This is a genomic window from Pantoea sp. T14 (assembly GCF_036663535.1).
GTDB lineage: Bacteria > Pseudomonadota > Gammaproteobacteria > Enterobacterales > Enterobacteriaceae > Pantoea > Pantoea phytostimulans.
The window spans coordinates 1-25633 of sequence record NZ_JAWUEB010000009.1; the positions used below are offsets into that span (position 1 = coordinate 1).

Genomic DNA, 25633 nt, shown 5'->3' on the forward strand with positions numbered 1-25633 from the left:
ATTCGTGTTGCAGCAAGGCGGCAAGCGTGTGAGTCCCCGGGAGCTTACGCCGGTAAGTGACCGGGGTGAGCACGTGCGGCCAACGCAGCTGCAGCGCGAAGTATGACGGGCATGACGGGTAAAAATGACAAAGCCTCCCGCAGGAGGCTTTAATCAGACAGACAAAGCAGCAGCGTTACACGCTTTTAGCTTTGCAACCTTTTGACATTAATTCCATTGCCAACGCATATAAACGACGATCTTCCTGATCACAGGGCTCATCTTCCGCATAACAGCCGATCATTGAAGCAATCTTATCAGCTGATAAGCTTTCCCCATGAACGTGCAGCGTCAACACGGCGCGGCCCACTATTTTAAGTACATCTTCATGTGATCCCTGGAGACTATTACTCAATGAAAAACCCTCTAACGGTCGTTGTAATAGATGTATGGCGCGCTAAATATAAAGCAATTGTCTTAAGATTTTTATCGGCAACTTAAGGGTAATTTTTTAATGATTAATTGTATTACTGGAGTAAATAAAAAGGATTTATCTGATTAACATAGGAATAAACTTTTCAAATCGGCATGTTATAAAGTTATTTATGGCCTTATTTTTTCTTCGCTCCAGACCATTATCGAAATTTAACGCTTAACTGATTAAAATTTACCAACCATTTTCGAAAAACTTCAGGTTATTCCTAATGCCCTGCAAGTTAAAAGATTCACAGCCTTAACCTACGAGGTTGCCGTTGCTGTTGGACGCGCTTTCTGCCAGACTTGCGCGCGCAATAATGCCCTACTTTTTTAGCCTCAGAGGCCGCGCCGTGACTGCTTTTTCAACCCTCAATTCGCTTCCCGAAAGCCAACTCGATAACCTGCGCGAGATGGGCTACACCAGCATGACGCCGGTTCAGGCCGCCACGCTGCCCGCCATTTTGCAGGGTCGCGACGTGCGTGCGCAGGCGAAAACCGGCAGCGGTAAAACCGCAGCCTTTGGCATTGGTTTGCTACAACATATCGACAGCGCACAGTTCCAAACGCAGGCGCTGATTCTGTGCCCAACGCGTGAATTAGCGGATCAGGTTAGCAATGTGTTGCGTCAACTGGCGCGCTTCACGCGTAATATCAAAATTTTGACGCTGTGCGGTGGCCAGCCGATGAGCGCTCAGCGCGATTCATTGATTCACGCTCCGCATATTGTGGTCGGCACGCCGGGCCGTATTCTTGATCACCTCAAACGTGAAACGTTAAAGCTTGAGAATCTGCGCACGCTGGTGTTGGATGAAGCGGATCGTATGCTGGAAATGGGTTTTCGTGATGATATGGAAACCATCATTAAAGCTACACCAGCATCGCGTCAAACGCTGCTGTTCTCTGCGACCTGGCCTGAAGGAATCGCCGCCATTAGCACCCGGTTTCAGCGCGATGCTCTGAGCGTGGTAACAGAAGAAGTCAGTGAACTGCCCTCCATTGATCAACAGTTTATTGAAGCCAGCCACAACGAAAAGCTATCACTGCTGATTGCGCTACTCAGCGAACGCCAACCCTCATCCTGTGTGGTCTTTTGTAACACCAAACGCGAATGCGATGATGTTGCGGCAGCCCTTAACGATCGTGACATCAGCGCCTTGCCGCTGCATGGCGATCTGGAACAGCGCGACCGTGAACGCGTACTCATCCGCTTCTCCAACGGCAGCGGACGCGTGTTGGTTGCTACTGACGTAGCAGCGCGTGGCCTGGATATTAAGTCGCTGGCGCTGGTAGTGAATTACCAACTGGCGTGGGATCCCGAAGTGCATTTACACCGCATTGGCCGTACCGCACGTGCGGGTGAAGAAGGTGCTGCTGTGAGTTTTGTCGCCGCCGATGAAATGGCTCGCGCGCACGCGCTGGAAGATTTTTTACAGAAGTCGCTGCCGTGGGTCTCTGCCAGCACGCTGAAAAAAGGCAGCAGCAAAGCGTTACCCGCCGCAATGATGACGTTGTGCATTGATGGCGGCCGCAAAGCCAAAATTCGTCCGGGAGATATACTGGGGGCATTAACGGGTGAAGCGGGCTACCGCGCTGACCAAATTGGTAAGATCGATCTGACCCCAACGCACGCTTATGTCGCTATTGAAGCGGCTCAGGCGAAATCGGCATTGGTCAAACTCAAGCAAGGCAAAATCAAAGGCAAAACCTGCCGCGCGATCCTGTTGAAAGATTGATTTACTAACGCATCCAGGCATGCTGGGCGAGGCGAAACCTCGCCCAATCACTGTTAAGGTTCTTCAATTTCTGTGGCGTGCAATGTGGTATTTTCACCTTTACCGTGCACTCTACCGCTGATGCGAACCTGATCGTCCGCAGCATACTTCTTACCTTTGAACGCTTTTTCCGGTGCCACAATAGTGATGGTTCCGGTGCTGTCGCGGAACTGATAGTTATCGCCCTGCTCTTTCTTCAGAATATAACCCTCAAGCGTGACGTAACCGTCCTGCCGAAAATCACGAATCTGATTGATGTGCGTCTGCCCGGTATCCTCAGAACCTTTATAACCTGCATCCTGCTTCGATTGAGGTTGTGGCGCTTCGCCGCCCTCAAAGCCGCCCTTTTCAGCGTAAACACCCGAACTCAACATAACTAACAGTGTCGTTAAAATGACTTTTTTCATTACGCGCTCCTTATTCAGAAAGGTTATCCATTTTTTCAATTCACTGTTAATCCTGGCACAATTATCAGACCGCGTTTTATTTCGCCTCTCTTGCCCTCACCTTTTTCACGTCGCTGCCGATAACTTCATCACACCCCTTTCCTTACCTGCGCTGATGCAGAGGCAACAATGGATAATTTTCAAAAAGAGATAGATGAGAGAGCGAACCTCGCGTTATCGAATAAATTTGAGCTGCTGCTGTTTCGCTTAGGCTCAGATCAGCTAAAAGGAAAATCCGAGCTGTTCGGGATTAACGTTTTTAAGCTGCGCGAAATCGTGCCGATGCCGACAATTACCAAAGCAGCAGGTATGAAATCGCCGCTGCTTGGCATGGCCAGTATTCGCGGTCAGTTTATTCCGGTTATCGATTTACCTGCGGTAGCGGGTTGCGTACCGGAAACGGGACTGAATCTGCTGCTGGTGACGGAATATGCGCGTAATACGCAAGCGTTCGCGGTGGAGTCAGTCGATAACATCGTGCGTCTCGACTGGAGTCAAGTGCATACCGCAGAAGCGGGCATCGGCGGACGTAATATCACCAGTATCGCCTCGCTGGATAATGACAAGCAAAGCAATAACCTGGCGATGGTGCTGGATGTTGAGCAAATTTTGTATGACATCATTCCGTCAGTGCGCGGCGTAGAGCCGGAAGCCGCCAGACCGCGTGCATTTAAATATCAGCCGGGTGCAGTGGCGATTGTTGCTGAAGATTCTAAAGTGGCGCGCCAGCTGCTGGAACAAGGGCTGAAAAGCATGGGCATTCCGGCGCTGATGTACAACACCGGTCTGGATGCATGGGAAAAAATCAAGCAGATGAGTCAAGAGGCGCAAGCGGCAGGGGAATCGATCCACGATAAAATCGCGCTGGTGCTGACCGACCTTGAAATGCCTGAAATGGATGGCTTCACCCTGACGCGTAACATCAAACGTGACCCAATCCTCAAGCATCTTCCGGTAGTGATTCACTCTTCACTTTCCGGTAGCGCCAATGAAGATCACGTGCGCAAAGTTGGCGCAGACGGTTATGTGGCCAAGTTCGAGCTGAATGAATTATCAGACGTGATCTTCAACGTGCTGGAAGCTGCTCGTTAAGGTAAATCAAAGCAGCGGAAGGCGATTTAAGTATCGAATAGCCAGTGTCGCTTGATTCAGACTCAGCACTTTTTTGCCGCTGTTTGGCGGCTTCTTTTTTACCAACCTTGGAAAAAAATTATGCGCAGCGAAACGTTACCTGTTCAGCAATCAAGTGGTTTCCTTCGTGGTCGTTTACGTCAGCTTAGCTGGCTGGCGATCATTGCCTTTAGCGCGCTCTTTTGGGGCAGCCTGCTGGTTTTCATTTTCTAATTTGTTTGTTATCTAGCTGCTTGCGAGGTCGCCAACAACGTTTGACGACCCGCTTTGTCACGTCTACGGGTTAACCTTTTAAAAAATCATTAGCACTGTGCATTAATCCTTTTTCCCTGCCTGCTTCCGCTTGAATTCCATCAAAAATATTAAAGTTAACGTTTTTAACTCCGATAACTGTGTGCGCTGGATCACCATTTCACCTTGCACCTGTAAAGCTACGCGCAATGTCGGGCTGTGAGCGGAGAAGCAGTAAATATTAACTGTTGGAATAACTGTATTTTAATAAGAAAAACGGGGAAAGAAGACATGTTCAGTATTAAGAATATGAAGGTTGGCATCCGGCTCGCCGCCGCCTTTGGCATTGTCGTCGCGCTATTGATTGTGATTTGCGTGACATCTATCACAAAAATTAACAGCATTAAAAGTGGCATCGCCTCGATCGTCGACGATCGTTATGTGAAAGTGCGCCTGGCATTTGATGTGCGCGATGGCGTCAACGATCAGATCAAATACCTGCGCGGCATGGTGATCGATACGACCCATCCTGACTATAACGTTAAGCGCTATGGTCAACTGGATGAAGCGACCCAGCGTACCAATGTCGCCATGAAGAAAATTGCTGACATTCAAGTTACTGAGATTGGTAAAAAGAAAATTGCTGGCCTGCTCGCCTCTGCCGAAGCATTTGAAAAAGTGAAAGGTGATTTGATCGCCTTGATAAAAGCCGGTGATTTTGAAGCTGCCAGCACATATGCACTCAAATCCATGACGCCGACGCAGAATAAGTTTCTCGACGACGCGATAAAGTTTGCCAATTCACAAGATGGACAGCTGCGTGCTGAAGGACAAAGTATTGTCGAAAATGGCTCTTCGGCGATTACCATCACCTTGATCTTCTCAGCGCTGGCCATAGTGGCCGCGATTCTGCTCGGCTTTTTCCTTACTCGCTCAATTGTACGTCCTTTGGTTGCGGCCGTTAGCGTAGCGGAAAGTGTTGCAGCAGGCGATCTTAGTTCGAAAATTCAGGTGACTACGCGTGATGAAACTGGCGTGCTGATGCAGGCGCTGCAGCGCATGAATGACAATCTGCTTTCCATCGTTACCGAAGTTCGTACCGGCTCTGACACCATTGCCGTCGCTTCAAATCAAATTTCCAGCGGGAACCTTGATCTTTCGACGCGTACCGAGCAACAGGCCAGTTCGCTGGAAGAAACCGCTTCAGCGATGGAGCAAATAACCTCCACCGTCAAACACAATGCCGAAAACGCGCGTGAAGCCAATCAGCTGGTTGCGTCCACTTCAAGCGTGGCGCGCGAAGGCGGCGAAGTGATGGGGCAAGTTATCGAAAAAATGGAAGCGATTGCGCTGTCGTCCAAAAAGATTGTCGACATCATCAGCGTGATTGATTCCATCGCCTTCCAGACCAATATTCTGTCGCTGAATGCCGCCGTGGAAGCGGCTCGCGCTGGTGAACAGGGACGCGGTTTTGCCGTAGTTGCTACAGAAGTACGTAATCTGGCGCAGCGTTCTGCTTCTGCCGCTAAAGAGATTAAAGTTCTGATCGAAGACTCAGTGGCGAAAGTTGATGAGGGCAGCAAGTTGGTGACGCATGCCGGATCAACCATCGGCGAAGTGGTCAACAGCGTGAAGAGCGTGGCGAATATCATGAGTGAAATTACGATTGCCAGCAGCGAGCAAAGCAGCGGTATCAGCGAAATCAATCTGGCGATTACCCAGATGGAAGCAGTAACGCAGCAGAATGCCGCGCTGGTGCAGGAAGCTTCTGCCGCATCGCAGGCGCTGCAAGATCAGGCTGAGCGGATGGCACAAGCGATGAGCGTATTTAAAGTAGGAAAGATGTCGTTAAATTAATTCCACTACGCTTTCTTTTTTCCCGGCAGGTCGAACTTGCCGGGATATTTTTTACTTCTAACGCGTATCACTTACAAACTACCTTCTACGCCTGACGTTCTATTCCACTTCACTCATCCACATCGTGCTTTCTGGCACGACTTTGCTCTGTTTTGTCAGTCAACATCGCATTATTAATATCACCTCACGTGATAACTAAAATAATAAATGGCGATTAGTCTTATAACTCTGCAACTGCCATTATCGTTCCCACGATTTAACTGCTTTCTTATGAGCAGATTACCCACTACAGCAGAGAATTATTTAATGAAAATGCATGCGATTAACTGGCCAGATGGCTTTTTACCCGGTTTTACCGACAATTTTTGCTCTAATGAAATGATCGTAGCAAATCTGACAACTCAGGATATTTGGCCGCTGTTGAGCAAGCCTGCTGTATGGCCGACTTATTATCAAAACTCAGCAAATGCGCGTTTTTATGACGATAAAGGCCCCGAACTGGAACAAGATGTCCGCTTCTATTTTGAAACCTTTGGTTTTCCAGTTGAGGCTCGCGTCACAGAATATGTCGCGCCTGCACAGGGCGAAGCTGCTCGTATTTCCTGGCATGGTTGGGCGGGAGAAGAAGGCAGTGATGAACGTTTAGATGTGTTGCACGCCTGGCTAATTGAGGATTTACCTGGCAATCGCGTACGTATCCTGACGCAGGAAACCCAAAAGGGTAAACCAGCAGTAGCGTTAGCGAAAACAAAGCCGAATCCGATGATCAATGGACATCAGGATTGGTTGGATGGACTGGTTAATGCAGCTCTAGCGAATCGCGTGTTATAAAATCCAAAAACTAAAAAGGCCGCCAATCGGCAGCCTTTCAAATTATCGTTTATGCAACAACGCTATAAAGCTCACTTAGCCTTTCTCAGAGGGCGTAAGGCCTGCTCTGATATGCAATCCTTGCCGTGTTAATTTGAACAACGACAGATTTGCAGAAAATGCATTTCGCTCCATGCGGGTTGGCTCTCGTCACATCAAAGTGTGATGTGCGGTACTGTGAGCCATTACAGTGTAGACATTTAAAACGAGTAATTTTAAGTCCTTAGAGACCAACAACGTTTGCAGCAGATGGGCCTTTAGCGCCATTTTCTACTGTAAACTCAACTTGTTGACCTTCATCCAGTGAACGGAAATCAGTACCCTGGATAGCAGAGAAATGGACGAATACGTCCTTGCTGCCGTCTGCTGGAGAGATGAAACCGAAACCTTTCTCTGCGTTGAACCATTTTACGGTGCCGCGGATTTTGTTAGACATGTTTAATTCCTTAATATTTGAGCCTTCCGGCGTAAATGGCCTGAGAACAGATTTTAATCAGAACGTAAGAGAAGACTCAAAAAGAAGGGATGTCTCACGACAAACTTAGAGATGAGAACTGCTTTGGGTACTTACTTTGATAGTGTCTGTCAATCAAACCGACGGATGCATTAGCTCATATTGAGCGAGGTGATGCAAGCGCTTTCTTAACTTAAATCTATTGTCTGAAAAACCGAGGCGTGAATCGCACCCTCATAAAAAGAGTCAATTCGGCGGCAAAAAAAGAGGTTTCTCTCAAACGACTCGATAAAAAAAGGCAATAAAACTCAGGCTGCCGAGCACAGTTCAGCGTTTTTGTCATACAGGTTTCAGTGACGGTATAGAAGAAAGGGAATGCATTACGCTTCGCCTGACCTTTCCTTTTGAGGGGATCGTTGATGTGGCTGAGCGCTCTGGCACATTTATGATGTGCTTAATCTACTGCTCACCCTCTTTACTGTGGTGTTTGGCGCTGTCAGATAAAAACCCACCTTAGCTAGCTTGCTAAATAGATGTGCCCTGCTCTTTTTTGATTTCTATAAGAGTAAACAGGCAACAAATTATTATCCTGCACTTTAATTAAAAATAATGAAAACCCTTGTCATTTGCATTATTAAAGACAGCGAAATACCTAATGAATGACTGCACCAGAGGCGGATCGGCAGTGTATTCATTCTCTACTCTGACATTGACAAGATCGAGACTCTGACATTGACAAGATCGAGTTAACTTGCAGATAAAAAGCCTTATTAAATAGTATGTTACTAAAAAATAAGTAATGCACAAATTAAATAATGACACACAAGTGGTTACGATACTGACATTAAAATAAACATCCCTACCAAAATAAGAAAATAATTAAACCCATGAAAAATTGAATGTGTAATGAATAACGTCTAATGATTCTGTCAACCCACTAAATAATAACTTATAAAAGCGAAAAAAAAATAAATAAGGAAGGATGTGTATCGACAATCCAATATTGCATGATCAATACGGAAGGATAAAACGTGGTGCCGGAAACAGGAATCGAACCTGCGACCTTCGCGTTACGAGTGCGCTGCTCTACCAACTGAGCTATACCGGCATTGTGGTGGGATACTGCGGGGCGTTACGTTAGAAAAAATCACAAATTGAGTCAAGACCGAAACAGCGCGAGTGCCGTTTTTATCGCCATTTGCAAGGGATTTTGCCTGGAAAGCCTTGTTCTATATGACGAAAGTCCTTTCGTTAGTGTTTGGGATTTCCCTCTCAGGCCACATCAAGCGCACAAAGCAAAAAAGGCGAGGCCGCAGCCTCGCCAAAAACGTGCCGATCATCAATCGTAGTAAGCGACCTTGCGGTCAACGCCGTTGATATTGACCAACACAAAGCCCGTTGGCGTCGTTTTATTCGTCGGTGTACCCGTGGTCGTCGCGAGCGTAAGTACACCTTTCTCATTGGCACCAATACCGGCCAATCCATTATGCAAACCGAAGCGTGCCGCCGGTTTCAACGTGCCCATTGTAGTGGTATCGGTCACTACAGAAAGATCAGACTGGAACAGCGAGCAGGAGCCCGTATCAAAGCGCGTCGGCCCCGTATTTTTGAGGTTAAACATGGTGTCACCGCTGTTGGCTTTCAGCTTCACCCATACCACTGCATACGTTGTTCCAACCCGGCCATAGCGGATATCCTGCACTGCTGGCTGCCCCATGTGGCAAGCATCAGCCCACACGGTTTCCAGTCGTTGCAAATTAATCCAGGTTTTACCAGTACCGGAGAGATTCACCGGCGATCCTGCAGTGCCTGAAGGCGTAGTGGCATCCGCTTTACCAATCAGCTCTATCACCCATTGCTGATTTGCGTTGGGGAAAAAGAACTGGCCGAGTCGATACCAGTTATCCGTCGCGGTGTTATTCGTGACTTTATAGCCACTGAAATACCCTGCACGCAGCGAACCCGTCATATAGCTGCCGAAGCTTTCATCGCGGCGGAAACCATATTCAAAGGTGGATAACCATTTACCGGCGACCAGGTCATTGCTGACTTTTGCACCGGATTGCAGGTTAATCTGACGCATCACAACACGCGCATTGTTGAGGTTGAAAGCAGAGCTACAGTCCTCAATGTTTAACGTATCGATCGTCCAGCCGCCATCAGAGAGATCGCCCGGGTTACGCGTATGTTCAATCCACACATTGCGCATAATCCCCTGCGTGACGCGCGGCATATACAGCGTGGCGTCACCATAACCGGTCTGGAAATTGGCATTGCTTAATTCAATCGCGGTTGAGTGATCCCAAACACCGTTCGGCGAGTTTGACCAGCCCACATCAAAAACGCGCGAATAGGTATTCAGCGAATAGATCTGGTCAAACTTACTGTCGAGCGTATCGAGAATTTTGATGACGGTGCCGCCGGTACCCTGCGCGCGGAAACAGCTGATATTGACCGTCTCTCCTTCTATACAGGTATTTTCGAAGAACGGTTGCACGTTGCTGCACATCTCGGCGGTGATGGTGCTTTTGTTGGTAGTAATATCTGCGCTGGCCTGCCCATTCCAGGTAATGCCTTTGATGGCGGTGCGGCGCGCCTTTACCTTGAACACTGGACTGGCACTTTTATTTGAAACAATAGTCGTGCGCGGAAGCGATCCCAACTCCAGGTCATCACCCAACAAGCCAAAAAAGGCAATTTCTGCGGCACTGAGATCAATGGGCGAAATTAAAAACTTACCACCAGGAAAACGAACCGGGAGATCCTTTATATTGGTGTTGTATGTCTGCGTCCAGGTCAACATACGGTTAAAGGCGTCGGTATCATCCGTTGTCCCATCGCCTTTGGCACCAAAGTGTAGAATGTTCACTTCCGTAGGATCGTTAATTGCACGCTTCCAGTAGAAACCGCTTCCCACTGCCACCGTGCCGCCATCATCTTTCAATGTGGTGGTGCCGGTAAAGCCGACGAAATCGCCGCCGCCACGGAAAGTGGAGTCTTTGTCGTAGTAACGTTTTAAAATCGCTACATCACCAGATTTGGTCGGAGCCGTGGTACGCAGTTCTGCAAAAGAGTTAACTTCGATCATGGTATCCTCCTCAGGATGTTTTAGATTAAACGCTGTTTATCAGCGAGTTACTTCGATTTGGCCGCTTGGCCGCATAAGGTGTCCCACATGTCGTTGTGGGTATTGATGGCGCGTACGGTTCGGATGTCTATTTTCTGAGCATCGTCACCGTGGGTATGAATGGGGGAAAAAAGCACGCAGGCAGAGTCGGTGATGGCCACCGGCTCAGGGTTGGTTGTATTTCGACTGCTGCAACTTGTCGCGAGCAGCAGCGTCATCAAGGTTACTGTTTTCAGTTTCCACACGGTTCGCCTCCTCACGGTTCTGTTGTTGTTGATGGGCAATATCTGCCACGCGCTCGGCTTCTTTATGCGCGCTGTCGACATCGGATTTTGCTTTTTGCTGCACCTTGCCGATTTTCTTACCGCCAAAATAGCTGGCACCTAGCGCAGCGATAATCGCGCCCAGCGCAGCTAACCAGTGCCAACCGCCGCCCAGCAATGTGGAAAGAAAAGTCATGATTTGATCCCCTCCACCTGACGCTTCTCATTCAGCAATGTTTTTTGACGAACAAATTGCGCAATAACCCCCATCGCCACCATGAAAGCGCCGATAAGACCGAGATAGTTATGGGGAAGAATCGACTTAACGTCTTCCGGCAAGGTGTTCCATGCATCCAGCGCCGATGACGGAAAAGATTGCACCCAGGCACTGAGCATTGAGCCAAGCGAAGCCAGCCAAACCGACCAGGTTTTAAATAACAGCCGTGCATGTGAAACAAACTGAAGGGTGGTAAAACGTTGTAAAAGCAAGACGATGATGATGACTGAGAGCACGGCGATAAGAAAAAGTAACCATTTCATAGCAGCCCCCTGTAGACGTCATAAGTGCCGGTACGCATCACTTCAGCATGACGACGTGCGCGTCCTGGAGTTTGACGTGCCCACAAGCTGGTAAGCATGGCGTTAGCCGCCTCAGCAAAGTTCTCTTCAGCAATGGCGTTAAGCATATTTTTGAACTGACTGACGCCATCTACCCCCAATTGATACGCCATGCTTAGCAACACATCTGTTCGCGCCTCGTTGCAATTTGCTAAAGCGCGCTTGATCGGCTCACGTGCCTGCATTTCCTGAATTTTGTTTTCCAGGATGCACTGCTTCCACACATCACCTACGCGGCGCGGCACACGAAACGCATAGTTACTGAGTGACGCACCTTTTGGCCCGATGCGAATTCCCCCGGCGACAGTCGGAAAACCGAGCGTGTCGAAATAAGGGGTATCCACGTAGCCTTCCTCAAAATTCAGCACTGCAATAATCTGACTCATAAAAATTCCTCAATGACGGTACAGGCAACTCAAGCCCTGCGAAACTAAACACATAACGCCCACTGATCAGTACCAAAGTAAGCGCAGCAGCAGATAGTGCTGAAGCTGCAGAGGAACTGAAGAGTAGGGAAAAAAATTGCGTCCAGCGAAAACTGGAAAATGGCAGGAGCCGGGTGTTCAAAGGATGAGATTTTTACTGCTCAGCGTACGGCGTAGAGATGAACGTGCGGCAGGCAGCAATTATCAAAAGAAGGTGTTTCTTGGTTTTGCGAACGCGGCGCAGTGATTGCGCGGTCCACGCGAGGTGTAACCTGACGCTGACATATCTGTTCTGCGCGTCGAAGGGAAAGGGTTTCAGGTTCGTAATTCAGCGCCTGGTCGATACTCTGCTTCAGACGGCTGAGAGGTTGGCGTCGCCGATGGCGACGAGTGCGTGCATTGCCCGTAAAAACGCTTTTGCCATAGTGGATAATCGCCATAACTCCTCCTGTGAATGAGTCTTTGGCGATGGGGTGGCAGGCGCGAGCTTTCGGCGTACCGAACGGGCCCGAATACCGCTGTTAACGCTCACACGCTTACCACCTGACTGAATAAACAGTCAGGTGGAAGGCAAGGTAAGGGAAACAGACGGCATCTGACGACGCTGCATTTTGCGCATCCACCCCATCCCAAAGTTCACTGACTTTTGGGTGGTATGATTCGCGCTTGTGCAGCGCCTCAATTGTTTAAGAGCGGCTCATCCCTGAGAAAACAACTTCGTTCGTCCATGCTCAAATTATTAACAGGTTCTTATGCTTTATCAAACACTGACAGTTAATTTTTTATTTACTATTGGTTAAATTTTTGAATTTATGTCGATTATTTTTTTCGACGTCTTATTGGAAAAGCGGGTTTGAGAGTCTGGCTAACCCAAAATTTGATATTGCCTTGCCTGACTCATGATGACTTTTGCCAACACTTTTAAGCTTTCGACTTCGTCACGGTTGAGATACCAAGTCTCGTAGCGCTTATTGTCTGAAATAACAGCAATTTTGCGATGCTGTAGCTGAAGCCTTTTCAGGTACAGCTGGTCATCCAACGTAAAAATGTAGATACCATCACCGTCGAACCTGCGCACGCTGATATCAACAAACAGCTGATCGCGCGGGGCAAAGGTATCCGCCATTGAGTCGTTATTAACAGCGATCAGCCGAATATTCTCAGCTGGGCGCCCATTGAATAACACCCGCGCCTCATCCTGACCGTATTCGATCGCGTGAATTGTCTCGACAAATTCATCCCGGGCCTGAATACCTGCCGCCGTTTTTTGACCAATATCGAGGCTGTCTACTCGGAAAACATTTTTATGGCTAGCCCACGCGCTTAACGACGGCGGTTCAGGCGCCTGTTCCATGCCAAACTGTAACCACTCAACCCTGACCCCAAGCAGACGGCTGAGTGCCAGCAAATTGCCGTTATCCGGCACTGACTGCGCGTTAAACCACTTCCACACCCCCGGCGTTGATATTTGACAGCCCTGCTCTTTTAACGCCTTAGCAACCTGTTTGTTTCGTCCGTGTCCGACAATGCCAGCGCTTTCGCAAGCGGCGATGAGCCTGGCGGTGAAAGCTTGTCTCGTACTTTCTTTTTTAACCATCAGTTAATAATCAGCCATTGAAGAGGTACTGGATGTTATTTTCATTATTGCTACCAGTTCATTTTATATTACCGTCCGTTTACTACCTAACCGGTTTCTCAAGCATTTCTAATTATCATTATCTCCTTCACCTTTGAGCGCGCCAAAAAATATCACTTAACAGCCGCTACCACCGGGGCTTTCAAGAATGTTCCGTAAGGAATTGCGTAAAATTCATCCGCTGTTCATCCCTCACTGGACGCGCTTAATCGATAAAATAATTTTTAGTCACTAAAGCTCTACAAATAGCTGGATCGAAAATGAAGGCATAAAAAAAACGGGAGCCTGAAAAGACTCCCGTTTTGTTAAGAAAAATGGATGTTAGGCACGCAGCGTGTCGTCGCCCCAGGCAATCCATTTATAGGTGGTTAATGCTTCTAAACCCATCGGTCCGCGAGCGTGCAGTTTCTGTGTGCTAACCGCAACTTCTGCGCCAAGTCCAAACTGTCCGCCATCGGTGAATCGGGTGCTGGCGTTAACGTACACCGCTGAGGAATCCACCTGCTTCACAAAGCGTGTCGCGTTTTTAGTACTGCGCGTCAGAATGGCGTCGGAGTGCTGCGTGCCGTGAGTGCGGATGTGATCAATCGCTTCATCCATATCAGCCACCAGCTTGACGTTCAAATCCAGTGATAACCATTCATCATCATAATTGCCTGGCTGAATCGTTGTGACGCGCGCCGGACCTTGCTGTAATTGCGCAAACACGTTTTCATCAGCGTGCAGTGGGACATCTTCTTGCGCCATGCGGGCAGTGAATACAGGCAAGAAGCGATCGGCAATCGCGCGATCCACCAACAGCGTTTCCAGTGAATTACAGGCGCTTGGCCGCTGCTTTTTGGCATTAACAATCACGTCAAGCGCTGGCTCAATCTCCATGGTTTCATCAATATAAATATGACAAACGCCAATGCCGCCCGTAATCACCGGGATAGTGGAGTTTTCACGACACAGTTTATGCAAGCCCGCTCCGCCGCGTGGAATCAGCATGTCTACATAGCGATCCAGCTTCAGTAGCTGATTAACCAACTCACGATCAGGATTTTCGATCGCCTGGACTGCTGCAGCCGGTAAACCGTGCTGCTGCAACGCGTTTTGGATTACGCGAACCGTGGCAGCATTAGTACGCCAGGTTTCTTTCCCGCCGCGCAGAATCGCTGCATTGCCGGTTTTTAAACAGAGGCTGGCCACATCTACCGTCACGTTCGGACGCGCTTCATATATCACGCCCACCACGCCTAACGGCACGCGGCGACGTTCAATGCGCAAGCCGCTGTCAAGTTGACCGCCATCCATCAGCTGCCCTACCGGATCGGCTAGCTGGCACACCTGGCGTACATCATTTGCAATGCTGTTCAGACGCTGAGGATTAAGCGTCAGGCGATCAAGCAGCGCGGCGCTCATGCCATTCTGGCGAGCATCGGCCAGATCAGATTCATTGGCTGCCAGAATGTCAGCGCTTTCCGCTTCCAGACGATCCGCGATGGTCATCAGCACCTGATTTTTTTCAGCGGTCGACAGATCGGCCAGCTTATAAGCTGCGGCACGCGCCGCTTTTCCCATTTCTTCTAGCATTGTCCGCTCCTTAACTGACAATCATATCGTCGCGGTGAACCGCCACCGGGCCATATTCATAACCCAGAATTTCACTGATCTGCTGGCTGTGATGCCCGGCAATCATACGTATCGCATCGCTGTTGTAGCGCGAAACGCCATGTGCGATATCGCGCCCCTGCAGGCTGCGAATGCGGATCACTTCGCCACGTGAAAAGTTACCCTGAATGTCACGAATGCCCTTAGGCAATAGGGAACTGCCGCGCTCAAGAATAGCGGAGAGCGCACCATCATCCACGGTGATTTCACCAGCAGGCGGCGCACCAAAGATCCAGCGCTTACGGTTTTCCAACGGAGATTGTTGGGCATGGAACAGGGTACCGACCGGCTTGCCATCTATCACATCAGCGATGACACCGCTGCGGCTGCCAGCGGCGATGATCACATCAATCCCCGCGCGACAGGCAACGTCAGCAGCCTGAAGCTTGGTCGACATTCCGCCCGTTCCTAACCCCGACACGCTGCCACCGGCCAGCGAACGCAGTGCATCATCAATAACATGCACATCGCTGATCAATTCAGCCTGCGGATTATTGCGCGGATCGGCCGTGAACAATCCTTCTTGATCGGTCAACAGCAGCAGTTTATCTGCGCCGCCCAGCATCGCCGCCAGCGCAGACAAATTATCGTTATCGCCCACTTTGATTTCTGTGGTGGCGACCGCGTCGTTTTCATTGATGACCGGCACGATATGGTTATCCAGCAGTGCGCGCAACATATCGCGAGCATTAAGAAAACGCTCACGATCTTCCATGTCCGCGCGAGTCAGCAACATCTGACCAATATGGATGCCATAAATAGAGAACAGCTGTTCCCACAGTTGAATCAAACGGCTCTGCCCCACCGCAGCCAGCAGCTGCTTTGAGGCGATGGTAGGCGGCAGGTCGGGATAACCAAGATGTTCACGTCCGGCAGCCATCGCGCCAGAAGTGACAATCACAATGCGGTGGCCCGCTGCGTGCTGCTGCGCACACTGACGAACCAATTCCACCATGTGCGCTCGATTCAACCGGCGCGATCCGCCGGTAAGAACGCTGGTTCCCAATTTGACCACGAGGGTCTGACTACCACTCATATTTCCTGCCGTAGTGAAAAATTTATGCGAAAGGACGTTTTAACAGGAGTCGTTGAGGAAGCCAACAGCCAGTGGGGGAAAAGCACAAATATCCCCGGGCAATGGCGTAGACCACTTGTTCGTGATTAACAAGAAAACCGGAAAAGTGTCATAAAACTTTCATCACTTATCGGTAAAAAGTCCCTGTTTTACAAAACCTTTCACAGCAAGAAAATTTTAATAACCGGGATTGATAGCAAAATGAAGAAAAGTACACTGGCACTGATCGTCTCTGCTCTGGCTCTCTCTTTTACCGCACAGGCCGCTGAGGTTTTTAATAAGTCAGGTAACAAACTGGATTTCTACGGCAAGGTTAAAGCCGAACACTATATGAGCGATAACGACAGCTCAAACGGCGATAAATCCTATGTGCGTATTGGTTTTAAAGGACAAACGCAGATCAACGATCTGATGACCGGTTATGGCCAGTGGGAATACCAATACAACGTTAATAACTCAGAAGGCAGCGATGCCAACAGCGGCAACAAAACACGACTGGGTTTTGCTGGTCTGAAATTCGCTGATTACGGCTCGGTTGATTATGGCCGCAACTATGGCGTGCTCTATGACGTTGAAGCCTGGACCGATGTGTTCCCCGAATTTGGGGGTGACGGAACCGCGCGTTCCGATAACTTCCTGACTCAACGCGCCACTGGCGTAGCGACTTACCGTAACAACAACTTCTTTGGTTTGGTTGATGGTCTGCGCTTCGCCCTGCAATATCAGGGTAAAAATGATGCTGGCAGCGCGAACGCGCGCGGTAGCGCAACAGATACGGCTCGCCAGAATGGCGACGGCTACGGGGCTTCGTTGGGTTATTCGCTGGGCGACAGTGGCGTGAGCTTAATGAGTGCCATCACCTCATCCGACCGCACTAACCAACAGCAAGCCCGCGCTTACGGCAGTGGTGATAAAGCAGATTCATGGGGCGCTGGCGTTAAATATGATGCCAACAGCGTTTACCTCGCCGCTATTTACACCGAAACCCGTAACATGACGCCCATTAGCGGAACGAACCGTGATACCGGTTTATCGGTTGCGGGTGCCGCAAACAAAGCGCAAAACATTGAATTGGTGGCGCAGTATCAGTTTGATTTCGGCCTGCGTCCTTCCATTGGTTACGTGCAAACCAAAGGCAAAGAGATTGAAAACGGCATCGGTGATGTCGATTTAGTGAAATATATCGATGTGGGCGCAACCTACTATTTCAATAAAAACATGTCAGCTTTTGTTGATTATAAAATCAACCAACTGGATGACGATAACGCGCTCTCCATCAACAATGACGACATCGTTGCCGTGGGTGTGACTTACCAATTCTAAGCTTTTGTCGAAGCCGATGCCTTGGGCTGTTATGCACCCCGCGTAGTGTGAAAATGGCATAAAAAAAGGGCGAGCTATTCAGCTCGCCCTTCTCTCATTCATCCCGCATCAGGCACTTAATTTCACGGGTTTCTCATCAAAACCGCTGGCCGGTTCCAGACCCAACTCGTGGTCTTTCAACATCGCTTTCAGGCGAGTGTGGAAATTACGCAAAGTTTCTTCCACTCGTTGCGTGTTTTCTTTGCCTTTAATCGTCGTCACAGACCAGTCACCTTCTTTATCGAACAGGCCGATATGATAGACATAGGTAAAGTGATCGGCGTGGGCTTCTAATTCCATCCACCAGCCCCAAAATTCACGCAGTTCCGGTGCCGGTTTCACATTGACGCAGGCAGCCAGGCAGTCGAAAAAGAAACGCGTTTCTTCGCATTTTCCTTCGCGGATGTACGGTCCCAGCTCGGTAAAACGCTTAAGCAGGCGACTGCGGGGATGACCACTCGGTAACGTCATGCTAAATCTCCATTAGTTTTGACCGCTAGTAGTTGTAGCAAATACTGTAAATTTTGCCAGTTACCTTTTTAACCGCTTCTCCAGCCAGTCGCAAATTTCATTAAGCGCGCGATCAAAGCTGGCCATCATCGGCGTGACGGGAATCAACATCGCTTTTCCATCAGAAGATGAATTCGCGATCAATTTTGCCTCCTCTTCTGGGCTGAAGAGATCTTTTGACCAGTAACCTGCCAGCATTGGCGTAGGTGTGCGTCGGCCCAGTAAGCCTTGGGTTTTCAGCGAATAGCGGTTCAGTTCAGTGCGCAGCGCGCTATCAGATGTGGATGACATCCCCAGGCGACTGGCGAGCATATCCATGTACATGTCTGGTACTTCATTTTGCAGCGCCGGCTGCGTAAATAAACTGTGCACTATGGGTCCAAGACACGCTACCGCACGCAACCGCGATGCTTCGAGATACGCCAGCCGCACCGCCACATTGGCACCAAAGCGATATCCAAAAGCCGCTACGCGGGTATGATCAACCCAAGGCACGTTTTGCAGCTCGCGCAGCACTTGCTGGTGCAAAAAGCTGGTGTCCTGATTCAGCGTCCATTTCACCGAATACCCCACCGATGGCACATCAATGGTCAACATCGCAATGCCACGTGGGGCGAGATAATCATGAAACAGGCGATAGTGATCGCTTTGCAGTGAATCCAGCGCGCCACAAAACAGCACAGTCGGATACGGTGCCTGAACACCAGGCGGCATGTGCAGAAAGCCGTTCACCGGGCTGCCACCACTTATTGGAAATGTCAGCGCCTTCAGTTCACCGGGAAGCCGTTGCGTCGCTTCTTCGTAAGCGCGATTGGCCAGGACTTGGGCCTGATCGGCTAATTCATCACCCTTTATATAAGGATAGGCGGCAAGGCTATAGAGATGTGCAGCGTGCAGCCAGTGTTTACCCGCCAGCTGATCGTCATCCTCAGTTTCCTGCGCTTTTTGCTGCCACTGTGCAGCCTGTTTACACCACTCGTAATTCCAGTTGCCGCTGCGATAGCCAATCACCGTATCCAGCAAGCTCTCATTCGTGTGTTCGACGTTGCTGATGGCGATACGCGCCAGCACTTCGCTGATCTCTTGCGGTGTCAGGCCGCGCCATGTCCACATCAGTTTATTGAGCATGCGATACCAGCCGCGCTGACTGTTACCATCAAGGGTGGAATGCACAGCACGCGTGGCGTGATGTTGACGGCGAACCAGTGAAGAGGTTTCGGGGTGTTTGAAGCGTGGCTTGAACAGCTCTTCGCTTAGATTTTTGCTCGGCATACAACTTTCTCCTGCGGTAAACGCGGCGATGGCTAAGTGTACTGCACGGCATAACAAGGTGCGAGGCGCAGAAAGCACAACGCCCGGAAAACCGGGCGTTGTTTGTGGTAAATCAATCAGCCTTTGACAATCGGCGGCACGTAAACCACGCCCATGTCCCACGGCTGCTCAATCCAGGTATTTTGTGGGATGTCGACAATATAGTCGTCCACCAGTTCACGACCGGCAGGTTTAGCAAAGATGGTGCAGAAACGCGCTTTGGGATACATGTCGCGAATCGCCTGAGCGGTGCCGCCGGTATCAACCAAATCGTCAATGATGATAAAGCCTTCACCATCACCTTCAGCACGCTTCAGAACTTTCATTTCGCGCTGATGATCGTGGTCGTAGCTTGAGATACAGACGGTATCGACATAGCGAATACCCAATTCACGCGCCAGCAGCGAAGCCGGTACCAGACCACCACGGCTGACCGCGATAATGCCTGTCCACTGTTCAACAGGAAGCAGGCGCTGAGCCAGTTTACGGGCATGAATCTGCAGCATGTCCCAGGTAACGACGTATTTTTCGCTCATAATAAATAGGTTCCCAGCCAACAGGATTGGCTTAAAAAATATGCAACGGGGAAAAGGTTGCGCGAGATTATAAGGATATGACGCGCTAAAAACCAGCACCCGCGCACTGGTTGCCGGTTTTTAGTGCGTCTGATTGCACACCCAACTATAAACAGTGATATTCTCGGGTCCATCTCGTCAGATTCTCTGACGGCGATCTTTCACTGGAAACTCGCGCCCTCTGGTACATCCGGCGCACTGACACAGGAGACTTGTCGTGTCTGAATTGTCTCAACTTTCGCCACAGCCGCTGTGGGATATTTTCGCTAAGATCTGCTCGATTCCGCACCCTTCTTTCCATGAGGAAGCACTCGCCTCCTACATCGTTGGCTGGGCTAAAGAACAAGGTTTCTGGTGTGAACGCGACGCAGTCGGCAACATCCTGATTCGCAAACCCGCCACCGCTGGGCTGGAAAATCGCAAGCCGGTCGCGCTGCAGGCGCACCTTGATATGGTGCCGCAGAAAAACAACGACACCGTTCACGACTTCACCAAAGATCCGATTCAACCCTATGTTGATGGCGAATGGGTGAAAGCGCGCGGTACCACGCTGGGTGCGGATAATGGCATTGGTATGGCATCAGCGCTGGCGGTATTGGCAGATAACACGCTGACTCACGGCCCGCTGGAAGTGCTGCTGACCATGACCGAAGAAACCGGCATGGATGGCGCATTTGGCCTGCAACCGAACTGGTTGCAAGCGGAGATCCTGATCAACACCGACTCTGAAGAAGAGGGTGAGATCTACATGGGCTGCGCGGGGGGAATTGATTTCATTACTACGCTGCCGCTGACGCGTGAAGCAGTTCCCGCAGATTTCGAAACCCTGAAAATGACGCTTAAGGGCCTGAAAGGCGGTCACTCCGGTGCCGACATTCACTTAGGTCTGGGCAATGCCAACAAACTGCTGGCGCGTTTTCTGGCTTCGCATGCGTCAGAGCTGGATGTGCGTCTGGTGGAATTCACCGGCGGCACCTTGCGTAACGCCATCCCACGTGAAGCTTTCGCCACGCTGGCCATTGAAAGCCACAAGGTTGATGCCTTGAAAGCGGCCGCTGCGCATTTTCTTTCTGCACTGCAGAACGAACATGGCGTAAAAGAGAAGAACATTGCATTGGTTACCGAGCCGCTGGCGCATCAAGGCCAGGCGCTGACCGCTGACAGCCGTGATCGCTTCCTGAACTTGTTGAACAGCACACCAAACGGTGTGATTCGCAACTCTGACGTGGCCATTGGCGTGGTTGAAACCTCACTGAACATTGGTGTAGTGACGATGGACGCTGATAAAGCTGAAATCAACTGCCTGATCCGTTCATTGATCGATACCGGTCGCGATTACGTGGTGCAGATGCTGACCTCGCTTGGCAAATTGGCTGGTGCGCAGACGATGCCAAAAGGCGGCTATCCGGGCTGGCAGCCAGACGCAGATTCGCCGATCATGGCGCTGACCCGTCAAACCTACATTGCGCTGTTCGACAAGACGCCAAATATTCAGGTGATTCATGCAGGTCTGGAATGTGGTTTGTTCAAGAAGCCCTATCCAAACATGGATATGGTTTCTATTGGGCCAACCATCACCGGGCCGCACTCGCCAGACGAACAGGTTCATATCGAAAGCGTGGGCCTGTACTGGAAATTGCTGACAACCTTGTTGAATGTGATTCCAGAAAAGTAATTTCGTTACAAAATAATCAACCAGGCTACGGCCTGGTTTTTTTATGCCTGCGCGTCAGAAGCAGCATAAAACGCTGCGTTAATGCGTCTCCCCACCTTAAATCACCAGCTTACAACGCCCAACCAGTTATAGCCGCCATTATGTCCAGATGTCTGGATGGCTAATAAGATTTTGTGCTAGCTTATGCGCTTTCGACTGTTGCTGCGCCTGATACTTCAGGAAAAAATGCGGCCAGTTATTTTTTATGGAGACTTCCTTCAATGCGCGCGTTAAACCGCCTTGAGATGCGTAACATCTCCATCGCCTTCGGCGGATTCGCCGCGTTGACGCAGGTGGATTTTGTCAGTGAAGGTCATTCCGTTCATGCGCTGACGGGTGCCAACGGCGCAGGAAAATCAACGTTAATGGCGGTGTTGTCTGGCGCACATAGCCATTACAGCGGTGAAATTTTGCTGGATGGTCAGCCGGTGTCGATTCGCAGCCCGCGTGATGCCAAACAGCTCGGTATTCACCTGGTGCAGCAGGAAGTTGATGTGGCGCTGGTGCCGCAGTTAAGCGTGGCGGAGAACATTCTGTTAGATCAGCTGGCGGAGCCGGGACACGCTTATCACTGGGGTGAGATTCGTCGACGGGCTCGCGCCCTGCTCGCTCAGCTCGATGTGGCGATTGACGTCAATCGTCTGGTTGAGCGCTGTTCGCTTGCTGAAAAGCAGCAGATTTTGCTGGCGCGCGCGCTGTCGCATCACTGCCGTTTCCTGATTCTGGACGAACCTACCGCGCCATTGGATCAACACGAAAGCGAGCGTCTGTTCAACGTTGTGCGCCGCTTGCAGAGCAGTGGAATGGGTGTGGTGTTTATTTCCCACCGTATTCACGAATTAAAAGCGATTTGCGATCGCCTGACGGTGCTGCGCGATGGCTGCCTGATCGAAAGCGCTCCAATGGCAACGCTGAGCGGTGAGCAAATCGTCGAAAAAATGTTGGGTCATCAACTCACCGATATATATCCAGCCCGGCGTGAACGCCAGCACCAGCCCGTGTTGCTGGCAATTGAAGGTCTGCATGATGAGCAGTTGCTGCAAGACATTTCGCTACGCTTGCATAAAGGCGAGATTCTTGGCATTGCAGGCCTGGCGGGCGCGGGCAAAACCGAACTGTGCAAAGCGCTGTTTGGTGCCAGTAAAAGCCGCATCACGCGTGGTGAACTGCACGGCAAAGCCTGGAAACCCACATCGCCCTATGATTCCGTGTCGCAGCGTATGGCGCTGGTGCCGGAAGAGCGACGTAAAGAAGGGATTTTTATTGATGAATCCGTCGCGATGAATCTGAGCGTAAGCGCTGACAGTAGCTTTTCCCGCTGGAGCCTGTTTGGTCATCGTCAGGCGTGGCGTTGGGCAGAAGAGATTATTCGCCGCCTCAACGTGCGCACCACCGGCCCGGCGCAAACGCTGCGTCGCCTTTCAGGCGGCAACCAGCAAAAAGTGGCTATCGGTAAATGGCTGCGTAACAACGCAGACGTACTGATTTTTGATGAGCCGACCAAAGGTGTCGACATCAAAGCCAAAACCGAACTCTTTACCCTGATTGATGGCCTGGCGCGTGAAGGCAAAGGTGTTATCTACGCGTCGGGTGAATTTTCTGAACTGGTCGGCTTATGCGACCGCATTTGTGTACTTTGGGACGGACGCATCGTGGCAGAACTGGACGCGCGTGAGGTCACAGAAGAGACGCTTTTGCTTTATTCCACCGGAGGAACCCCAGCGTGAGCAGTAAAGAACTATCCCTGAATCCCGCGTCGCCTTCGCTGCGCCATCGCCTGTTCGATTTCCTCTATAAGTGGGGCATGTTACTGACGGTAGTGATCCTGATCGCCGCCTTTGGTCTGGCATCTGACAGCTTTCTCGATCCCAATAACATCATCAATATTTTGCGATCCATTGCGATCGTGACGGTGATTGCTGTTGGCGTATCGATCTCGCTGACCATTGGCGGCTTTGATCTTTCTGTTGGCGCAACCGCCTCACTGGCCAATGCGCTGGTCATCTCGCTGTTCGTTTGGTACGGCTTCAACACCACCGAAGCGATCGTCATCACCCTGGCGCTGTGTACGCTGGTGGGTCTGTTTAACGCTTTTCTGATCGTTATTCTGCGCATTCCAGACATGCTCGCCACACTGGCAACGCTGTTTGTGATTCAGGGCGTGGCGATGACTTACAGCTTTGGCGGCTCGATCACCGAGAACATGGTGTTGCCCAGCGGCGATATGGCGGAAGGCACCATTCCCGCGGCTTTTGGCCTGCTTGGCCAGGTTCCGACCATTGTGATCATCATGTTAGTGGTGACGGTCGTGGCACAGTTGGCGATGTCACTGACTAAGCATGGGCGACGCATGTACGCATTGGGCGGCAATCCTGAAGCGGCGCGCCTTTCCGGTATTCGCACCACGCGCTATCGCGTGCTGGCTTACGTTATTGCCTCGCTGCTGGCAGGACTGGGTGGCATTTTGCTGGCCTCACGTATCGGCTCATCCCAAGTCAATGCGGGTAGCGGCTATCTGATGGATGCCGTTGCGGCAGCCTGGATTGGCCTTTCGCTGGCCGGTTCGGGTAAACCCAACGCCTTGGGCACGCTGGTCGGTGCGGTCATTCTGGGCGTATTGCAAAACGGTTTAGTGATGCTGTCGGTGCCCTATTACGCCATGGATATCATTAAAGGCTTAGTGCTGGCGTTAGCCTTGGCGATGACTTACATGCAGCGCCGCTGAGGCGCGCATTCTTACTGAATTAACGGGCCTAAATTTATCCTTTTGGAGTTAACAATAATGAAAAAAATCACGCTCTCGCTGCTGGCTGTAAGCCTGCTGAATACCAGCGCTGTATTTGCCGCCACCGTGACGCCGGTTCCTGCTGTTATCGCTAATCACGACGGTCCGATCCGCATCGCAGTAATCCGTAACTTGGGTTCCGATGACAACACCACGCAGTTTGTGGCTGGCGCAATTCAGGAAGGTCGCAAGCTGGGCTTTAAGGTCAGTACCTTTCTGAGCAATGGTGATGATGCGCGTTTTCAGGATTTCGTTAATCAGGCGATCAGCCAAAAATATGACGGCATTATCCTGTCGCACGGTAAAGCGCCCTATGCCAACGGTTTGGTGAAGCGCATCGCTGATTCCGGCATCAAGCTTTCCGTCTTCGATACGCCGGTTGATTCGCCGATTAACGGCGTTACCGTGACAGCGCAGGATGATGCTTCTCTGGCACAGTTGTCGCTGGAGCAGGTAATCAAAGATTTCAACGGTAAAGCGAATATCGTTAAGCTTTGGGTGGCCGGATTCCCCGCAATGGAACGTCGTCAGGTGGTGTATGAAAAATTACTGAAAGCCAACCCGGGCATTCATCAATTGGAATCGATTGGTGCGGTTTCTACGGACGTACAGGGCGATACCGCCAATAAAATCGGCGCTATTCTGGCGAAGTATCCAAAAGGTCAGATTGATGCCATTTGGGGCGCATGGGATGCTTTTAGTCAGGGCGCATACAAAGCGCTGCAGGAAAATGGTCGTACCGAGATCAAGCTGTACAGCATTGACGTCTCAAACCAGGATTTGCAGTTGATGCGTGAGAAAGGTAGTCCGTGGGTGCAAACGTTCGCGGTGGATCCAAAAACCATTGGCGCCGTGAATATGCGTCTGGTGGCGAAGAAGATTGCCGGTGAAGAAACGCCCGCGACTTACGAATTTAAAGCCGCTTCGATTTCTCAGCAGCAGCTCAACAGTCAGCAAGGTGCGGTTAACGTGGCTTCGCTGAACAAAATCATTCCGGGCTGGGGCAGCAACGACGATTTCGTTGCACCGTGGTTTGCCACGCTGGAAGCGAAATATAAGAAGTAAGAAGTCGTTTGTCCCTCCCTGGTCTTATTGAGTCCGGGGTCGTTTGTCCCCCATCCCGGCCTTCCCCCGTTTTGACGGGGGAAGGAGACGCTGCCACATGCAGCTTAAATACTCACATAAAGCAGCATCTTCCTCCCCCATTTATGGGGGAGGACTGAGGTGGGGGAAAACTATCTCATCTGCGCGCTGTCCCCCATCCCGGCCTTCCCCCGTTTTGACAGGGGAAGGAGACGCTGCCACATGCAGCTTAAATACTCACATAAAGCAGCATCTTCCTCCCCCATTTATGGGGGAGGA

24 protein-coding genes and 1 tRNA gene are annotated in these 25633 nt (G+C 50.5%); 10 read left to right on the forward strand and 15 right to left on the reverse strand.

From position 1 onward, the window contains the following. The first annotated feature begins 806 nt into the window (after nt 1-806). Nucleotides 807-2189 carry an ATP-dependent RNA helicase DbpA gene (gene dbpA, locus SC127_RS02560; protein WP_332625088.1) on the forward strand — a complete coding sequence of 461 codons (1383 nt, stop codon included), beginning with the start codon at nt 807-809 and terminating at the stop codon, nt 2187-2189. Nucleotides 2190-2242: 53 nt separating this feature from the next. Here the strand turns inward: dbpA and SC127_RS02565 are convergent, their stop codons facing one another. Then, nucleotides 2243-2635 carry a YgiW/YdeI family stress tolerance OB fold protein gene (locus tag SC127_RS02565; protein ID WP_243078451.1) on the reverse strand — a complete coding sequence of 131 codons (393 nt, stop codon included), beginning with the start codon at nt 2633-2635 and terminating at the stop codon, nt 2243-2245. 168 nt (nt 2636-2803) lie between these two features. Here SC127_RS02565 and SC127_RS02570 point away from each other — a divergent pair, with 168 nt between their 5' ends. The 4 genes from SC127_RS02570 to SC127_RS02585 all read left to right on the forward strand — a co-directional run bounded on the left by SC127_RS02570 (nt 2804) and on the right by SC127_RS02585 (nt 6724). Next, complete coding sequence (locus SC127_RS02570; RefSeq protein WP_215847504.1) at nt 2804-3766, forward strand: chemotaxis protein; 963 nt, start codon at nt 2804-2806, stop codon at nt 3764-3766. Nucleotides 3767-3886: 120 nt separating this feature from the next. After that, a complete protein-coding gene (locus SC127_RS02575; protein ID WP_256449279.1) occupies nt 3887-4018 on the forward strand; it encodes a hypothetical protein in 132 nt (43 codons plus the stop codon). Nucleotides 4019-4327: 309 nt separating this feature from the next. Further along, the gene (locus SC127_RS02580; RefSeq protein WP_332625096.1) at nt 4328-5893 is read left to right on the forward strand and encodes a methyl-accepting chemotaxis protein; all 1566 of its coding nucleotides are present in this window, start codon (nt 4328-4330) and stop codon (nt 5891-5893) included. 306 nt (nt 5894-6199) lie between these two features. Next, nucleotides 6200-6724: an SRPBCC domain-containing protein gene (locus SC127_RS02585; RefSeq protein ID WP_442955736.1), complete on the forward strand. Its 525-nt coding sequence runs from the start codon at nt 6200-6202 to the stop codon at nt 6722-6724. Between the two features lie 85 nt (nt 6725-6809). On the opposite strand, the gene ymcF is transcribed toward SC127_RS02585, so the two are convergent. The 11 genes from ymcF to proB form a co-directional block, all read right to left on the reverse strand. Further along, nucleotides 6810-6977 (reverse strand): cold shock small protein YmcF, encoded by a 168-nt coding sequence (gene ymcF / locus SC127_RS02590; RefSeq protein ID WP_243078532.1) that lies wholly within the window; start codon nt 6975-6977, stop codon nt 6810-6812. A 9-nt stretch (nt 6978-6986) separates the two neighbouring features. Beyond that, nucleotides 6987-7199 (reverse strand): transcription antiterminator/RNA stability regulator CspE, encoded by a 213-nt coding sequence (cspE, locus tag SC127_RS02595; RefSeq protein ID WP_215847506.1) that lies wholly within the window; start codon nt 7197-7199, stop codon nt 6987-6989. Nucleotides 7200-8249: 1050 nt separating this feature from the next. Then, nucleotides 8250-8325, reverse strand: a tRNA-Thr gene (locus SC127_RS02600). A 231-nt stretch (nt 8326-8556) separates the two neighbouring features. Then, nucleotides 8557-10305 (reverse strand): glycosyl hydrolase family 28-related protein, encoded by a 1749-nt coding sequence (locus SC127_RS02605; protein WP_332625099.1) that lies wholly within the window; start codon nt 10303-10305, stop codon nt 8557-8559. A gap of 204 nt (nt 10306-10509) precedes the next feature. Beyond that, nucleotides 10510-10803: a hypothetical protein gene (locus SC127_RS02610; protein ID WP_215847508.1), complete on the reverse strand. Its 294-nt coding sequence runs from the start codon at nt 10801-10803 to the stop codon at nt 10510-10512. Further along, the gene (locus SC127_RS02615; RefSeq protein WP_243078454.1) at nt 10800-11147 is read right to left on the reverse strand and encodes a DUF7940 domain-containing protein; all 348 of its coding nucleotides are present in this window, start codon (nt 11145-11147) and stop codon (nt 10800-10802) included. The genes SC127_RS02610 and SC127_RS02615 overlap by 4 nt, the downstream gene beginning before the upstream one ends. Next, nucleotides 11144-11611, reverse strand: coding sequence for a glycoside hydrolase family protein (locus SC127_RS02620; protein WP_243078455.1), 468 nt, complete (start codon nt 11609-11611; stop codon nt 11144-11146). The genes SC127_RS02615 and SC127_RS02620 overlap by 4 nt, the downstream gene beginning before the upstream one ends. Before the next feature lie 200 nt (nt 11612-11811). Beyond that, on the reverse strand, nt 11812-12090 hold the full coding sequence (locus SC127_RS02625) for a transcriptional antitermination N peptide (RefSeq protein ID WP_215847509.1): 279 nt from the start codon (nt 12088-12090) through the stop codon (nt 11812-11814). 425 nt (nt 12091-12515) lie between these two features. After that, nucleotides 12516-13247: a S24 family peptidase gene (locus SC127_RS02630; RefSeq protein WP_215847510.1), complete on the reverse strand. Its 732-nt coding sequence runs from the start codon at nt 13245-13247 to the stop codon at nt 12516-12518. 360 nt (nt 13248-13607) lie between these two features. Next, complete coding sequence (proA, locus tag SC127_RS02635; protein ID WP_332625104.1) at nt 13608-14861, reverse strand: glutamate-5-semialdehyde dehydrogenase; 1254 nt, start codon at nt 14859-14861, stop codon at nt 13608-13610. Nucleotides 14862-14871: 10 nt separating this feature from the next. Beyond that, a complete protein-coding gene (proB, locus tag SC127_RS02640) occupies nt 14872-15975 on the reverse strand; it encodes a glutamate 5-kinase (protein ID WP_215847511.1) in 1104 nt (367 codons plus the stop codon). Between the two features lie 240 nt (nt 15976-16215). Here proB and ompC point away from each other — a divergent pair, with 240 nt between their 5' ends. Then, entirely contained in the window at nt 16216-17337 is a 1122-nt protein-coding gene (ompC, locus tag SC127_RS02645) for a porin OmpC (protein WP_243078457.1), read from the forward strand. A 108-nt stretch (nt 17338-17445) separates the two neighbouring features. Here the strand turns inward: ompC and crl are convergent, their stop codons facing one another. From crl to gpt, 3 genes are all read right to left on the reverse strand, one after another. After that, entirely contained in the window at nt 17446-17847 is a 402-nt protein-coding gene (gene crl, locus SC127_RS02650; protein WP_215847513.1) for a sigma factor-binding protein Crl, read from the reverse strand. Between the two features lie 60 nt (nt 17848-17907). Beyond that, nucleotides 17908-19158, reverse strand: coding sequence for an esterase FrsA (frsA, locus tag SC127_RS02655; RefSeq protein WP_215847514.1), 1251 nt, complete (start codon nt 19156-19158; stop codon nt 17908-17910). A gap of 116 nt (nt 19159-19274) precedes the next feature. Beyond that, complete coding sequence (gpt, locus tag SC127_RS02660; RefSeq protein ID WP_215847515.1) at nt 19275-19733, reverse strand: xanthine phosphoribosyltransferase; 459 nt, start codon at nt 19731-19733, stop codon at nt 19275-19277. Nucleotides 19734-19989: 256 nt separating this feature from the next. On the opposite strand from gpt, the gene pepD reads away from it, so the two are divergent. The 4 genes from pepD (at nt 19990) to SC127_RS02680 (ending at nt 25336) form a co-directional block, all read left to right on the forward strand. Beyond that, nucleotides 19990-21447, forward strand: coding sequence for a beta-Ala-His dipeptidase (pepD, locus tag SC127_RS02665; RefSeq protein ID WP_332625109.1), 1458 nt, complete (start codon nt 19990-19992; stop codon nt 21445-21447). 260 nt (nt 21448-21707) lie between these two features. After that, nucleotides 21708-23213, forward strand: coding sequence for a sugar ABC transporter ATP-binding protein (locus SC127_RS02670; RefSeq protein ID WP_332625111.1), 1506 nt, complete (start codon nt 21708-21710; stop codon nt 23211-23213). After that, nucleotides 23210-24211 carry an ABC transporter permease gene (locus tag SC127_RS02675; protein ID WP_215847517.1) on the forward strand — a complete coding sequence of 334 codons (1002 nt, stop codon included), beginning with the start codon at nt 23210-23212 and terminating at the stop codon, nt 24209-24211. The genes SC127_RS02670 and SC127_RS02675 overlap by 4 nt, the downstream gene beginning before the upstream one ends. A 57-nt stretch (nt 24212-24268) precedes the next feature. Continuing rightward, a complete protein-coding gene (locus SC127_RS02680; protein ID WP_243078461.1) occupies nt 24269-25336 on the forward strand; it encodes a sugar ABC transporter substrate-binding protein in 1068 nt (355 codons plus the stop codon). The last annotated feature ends 297 nt before the right edge of the window (nt 25337-25633 follow it).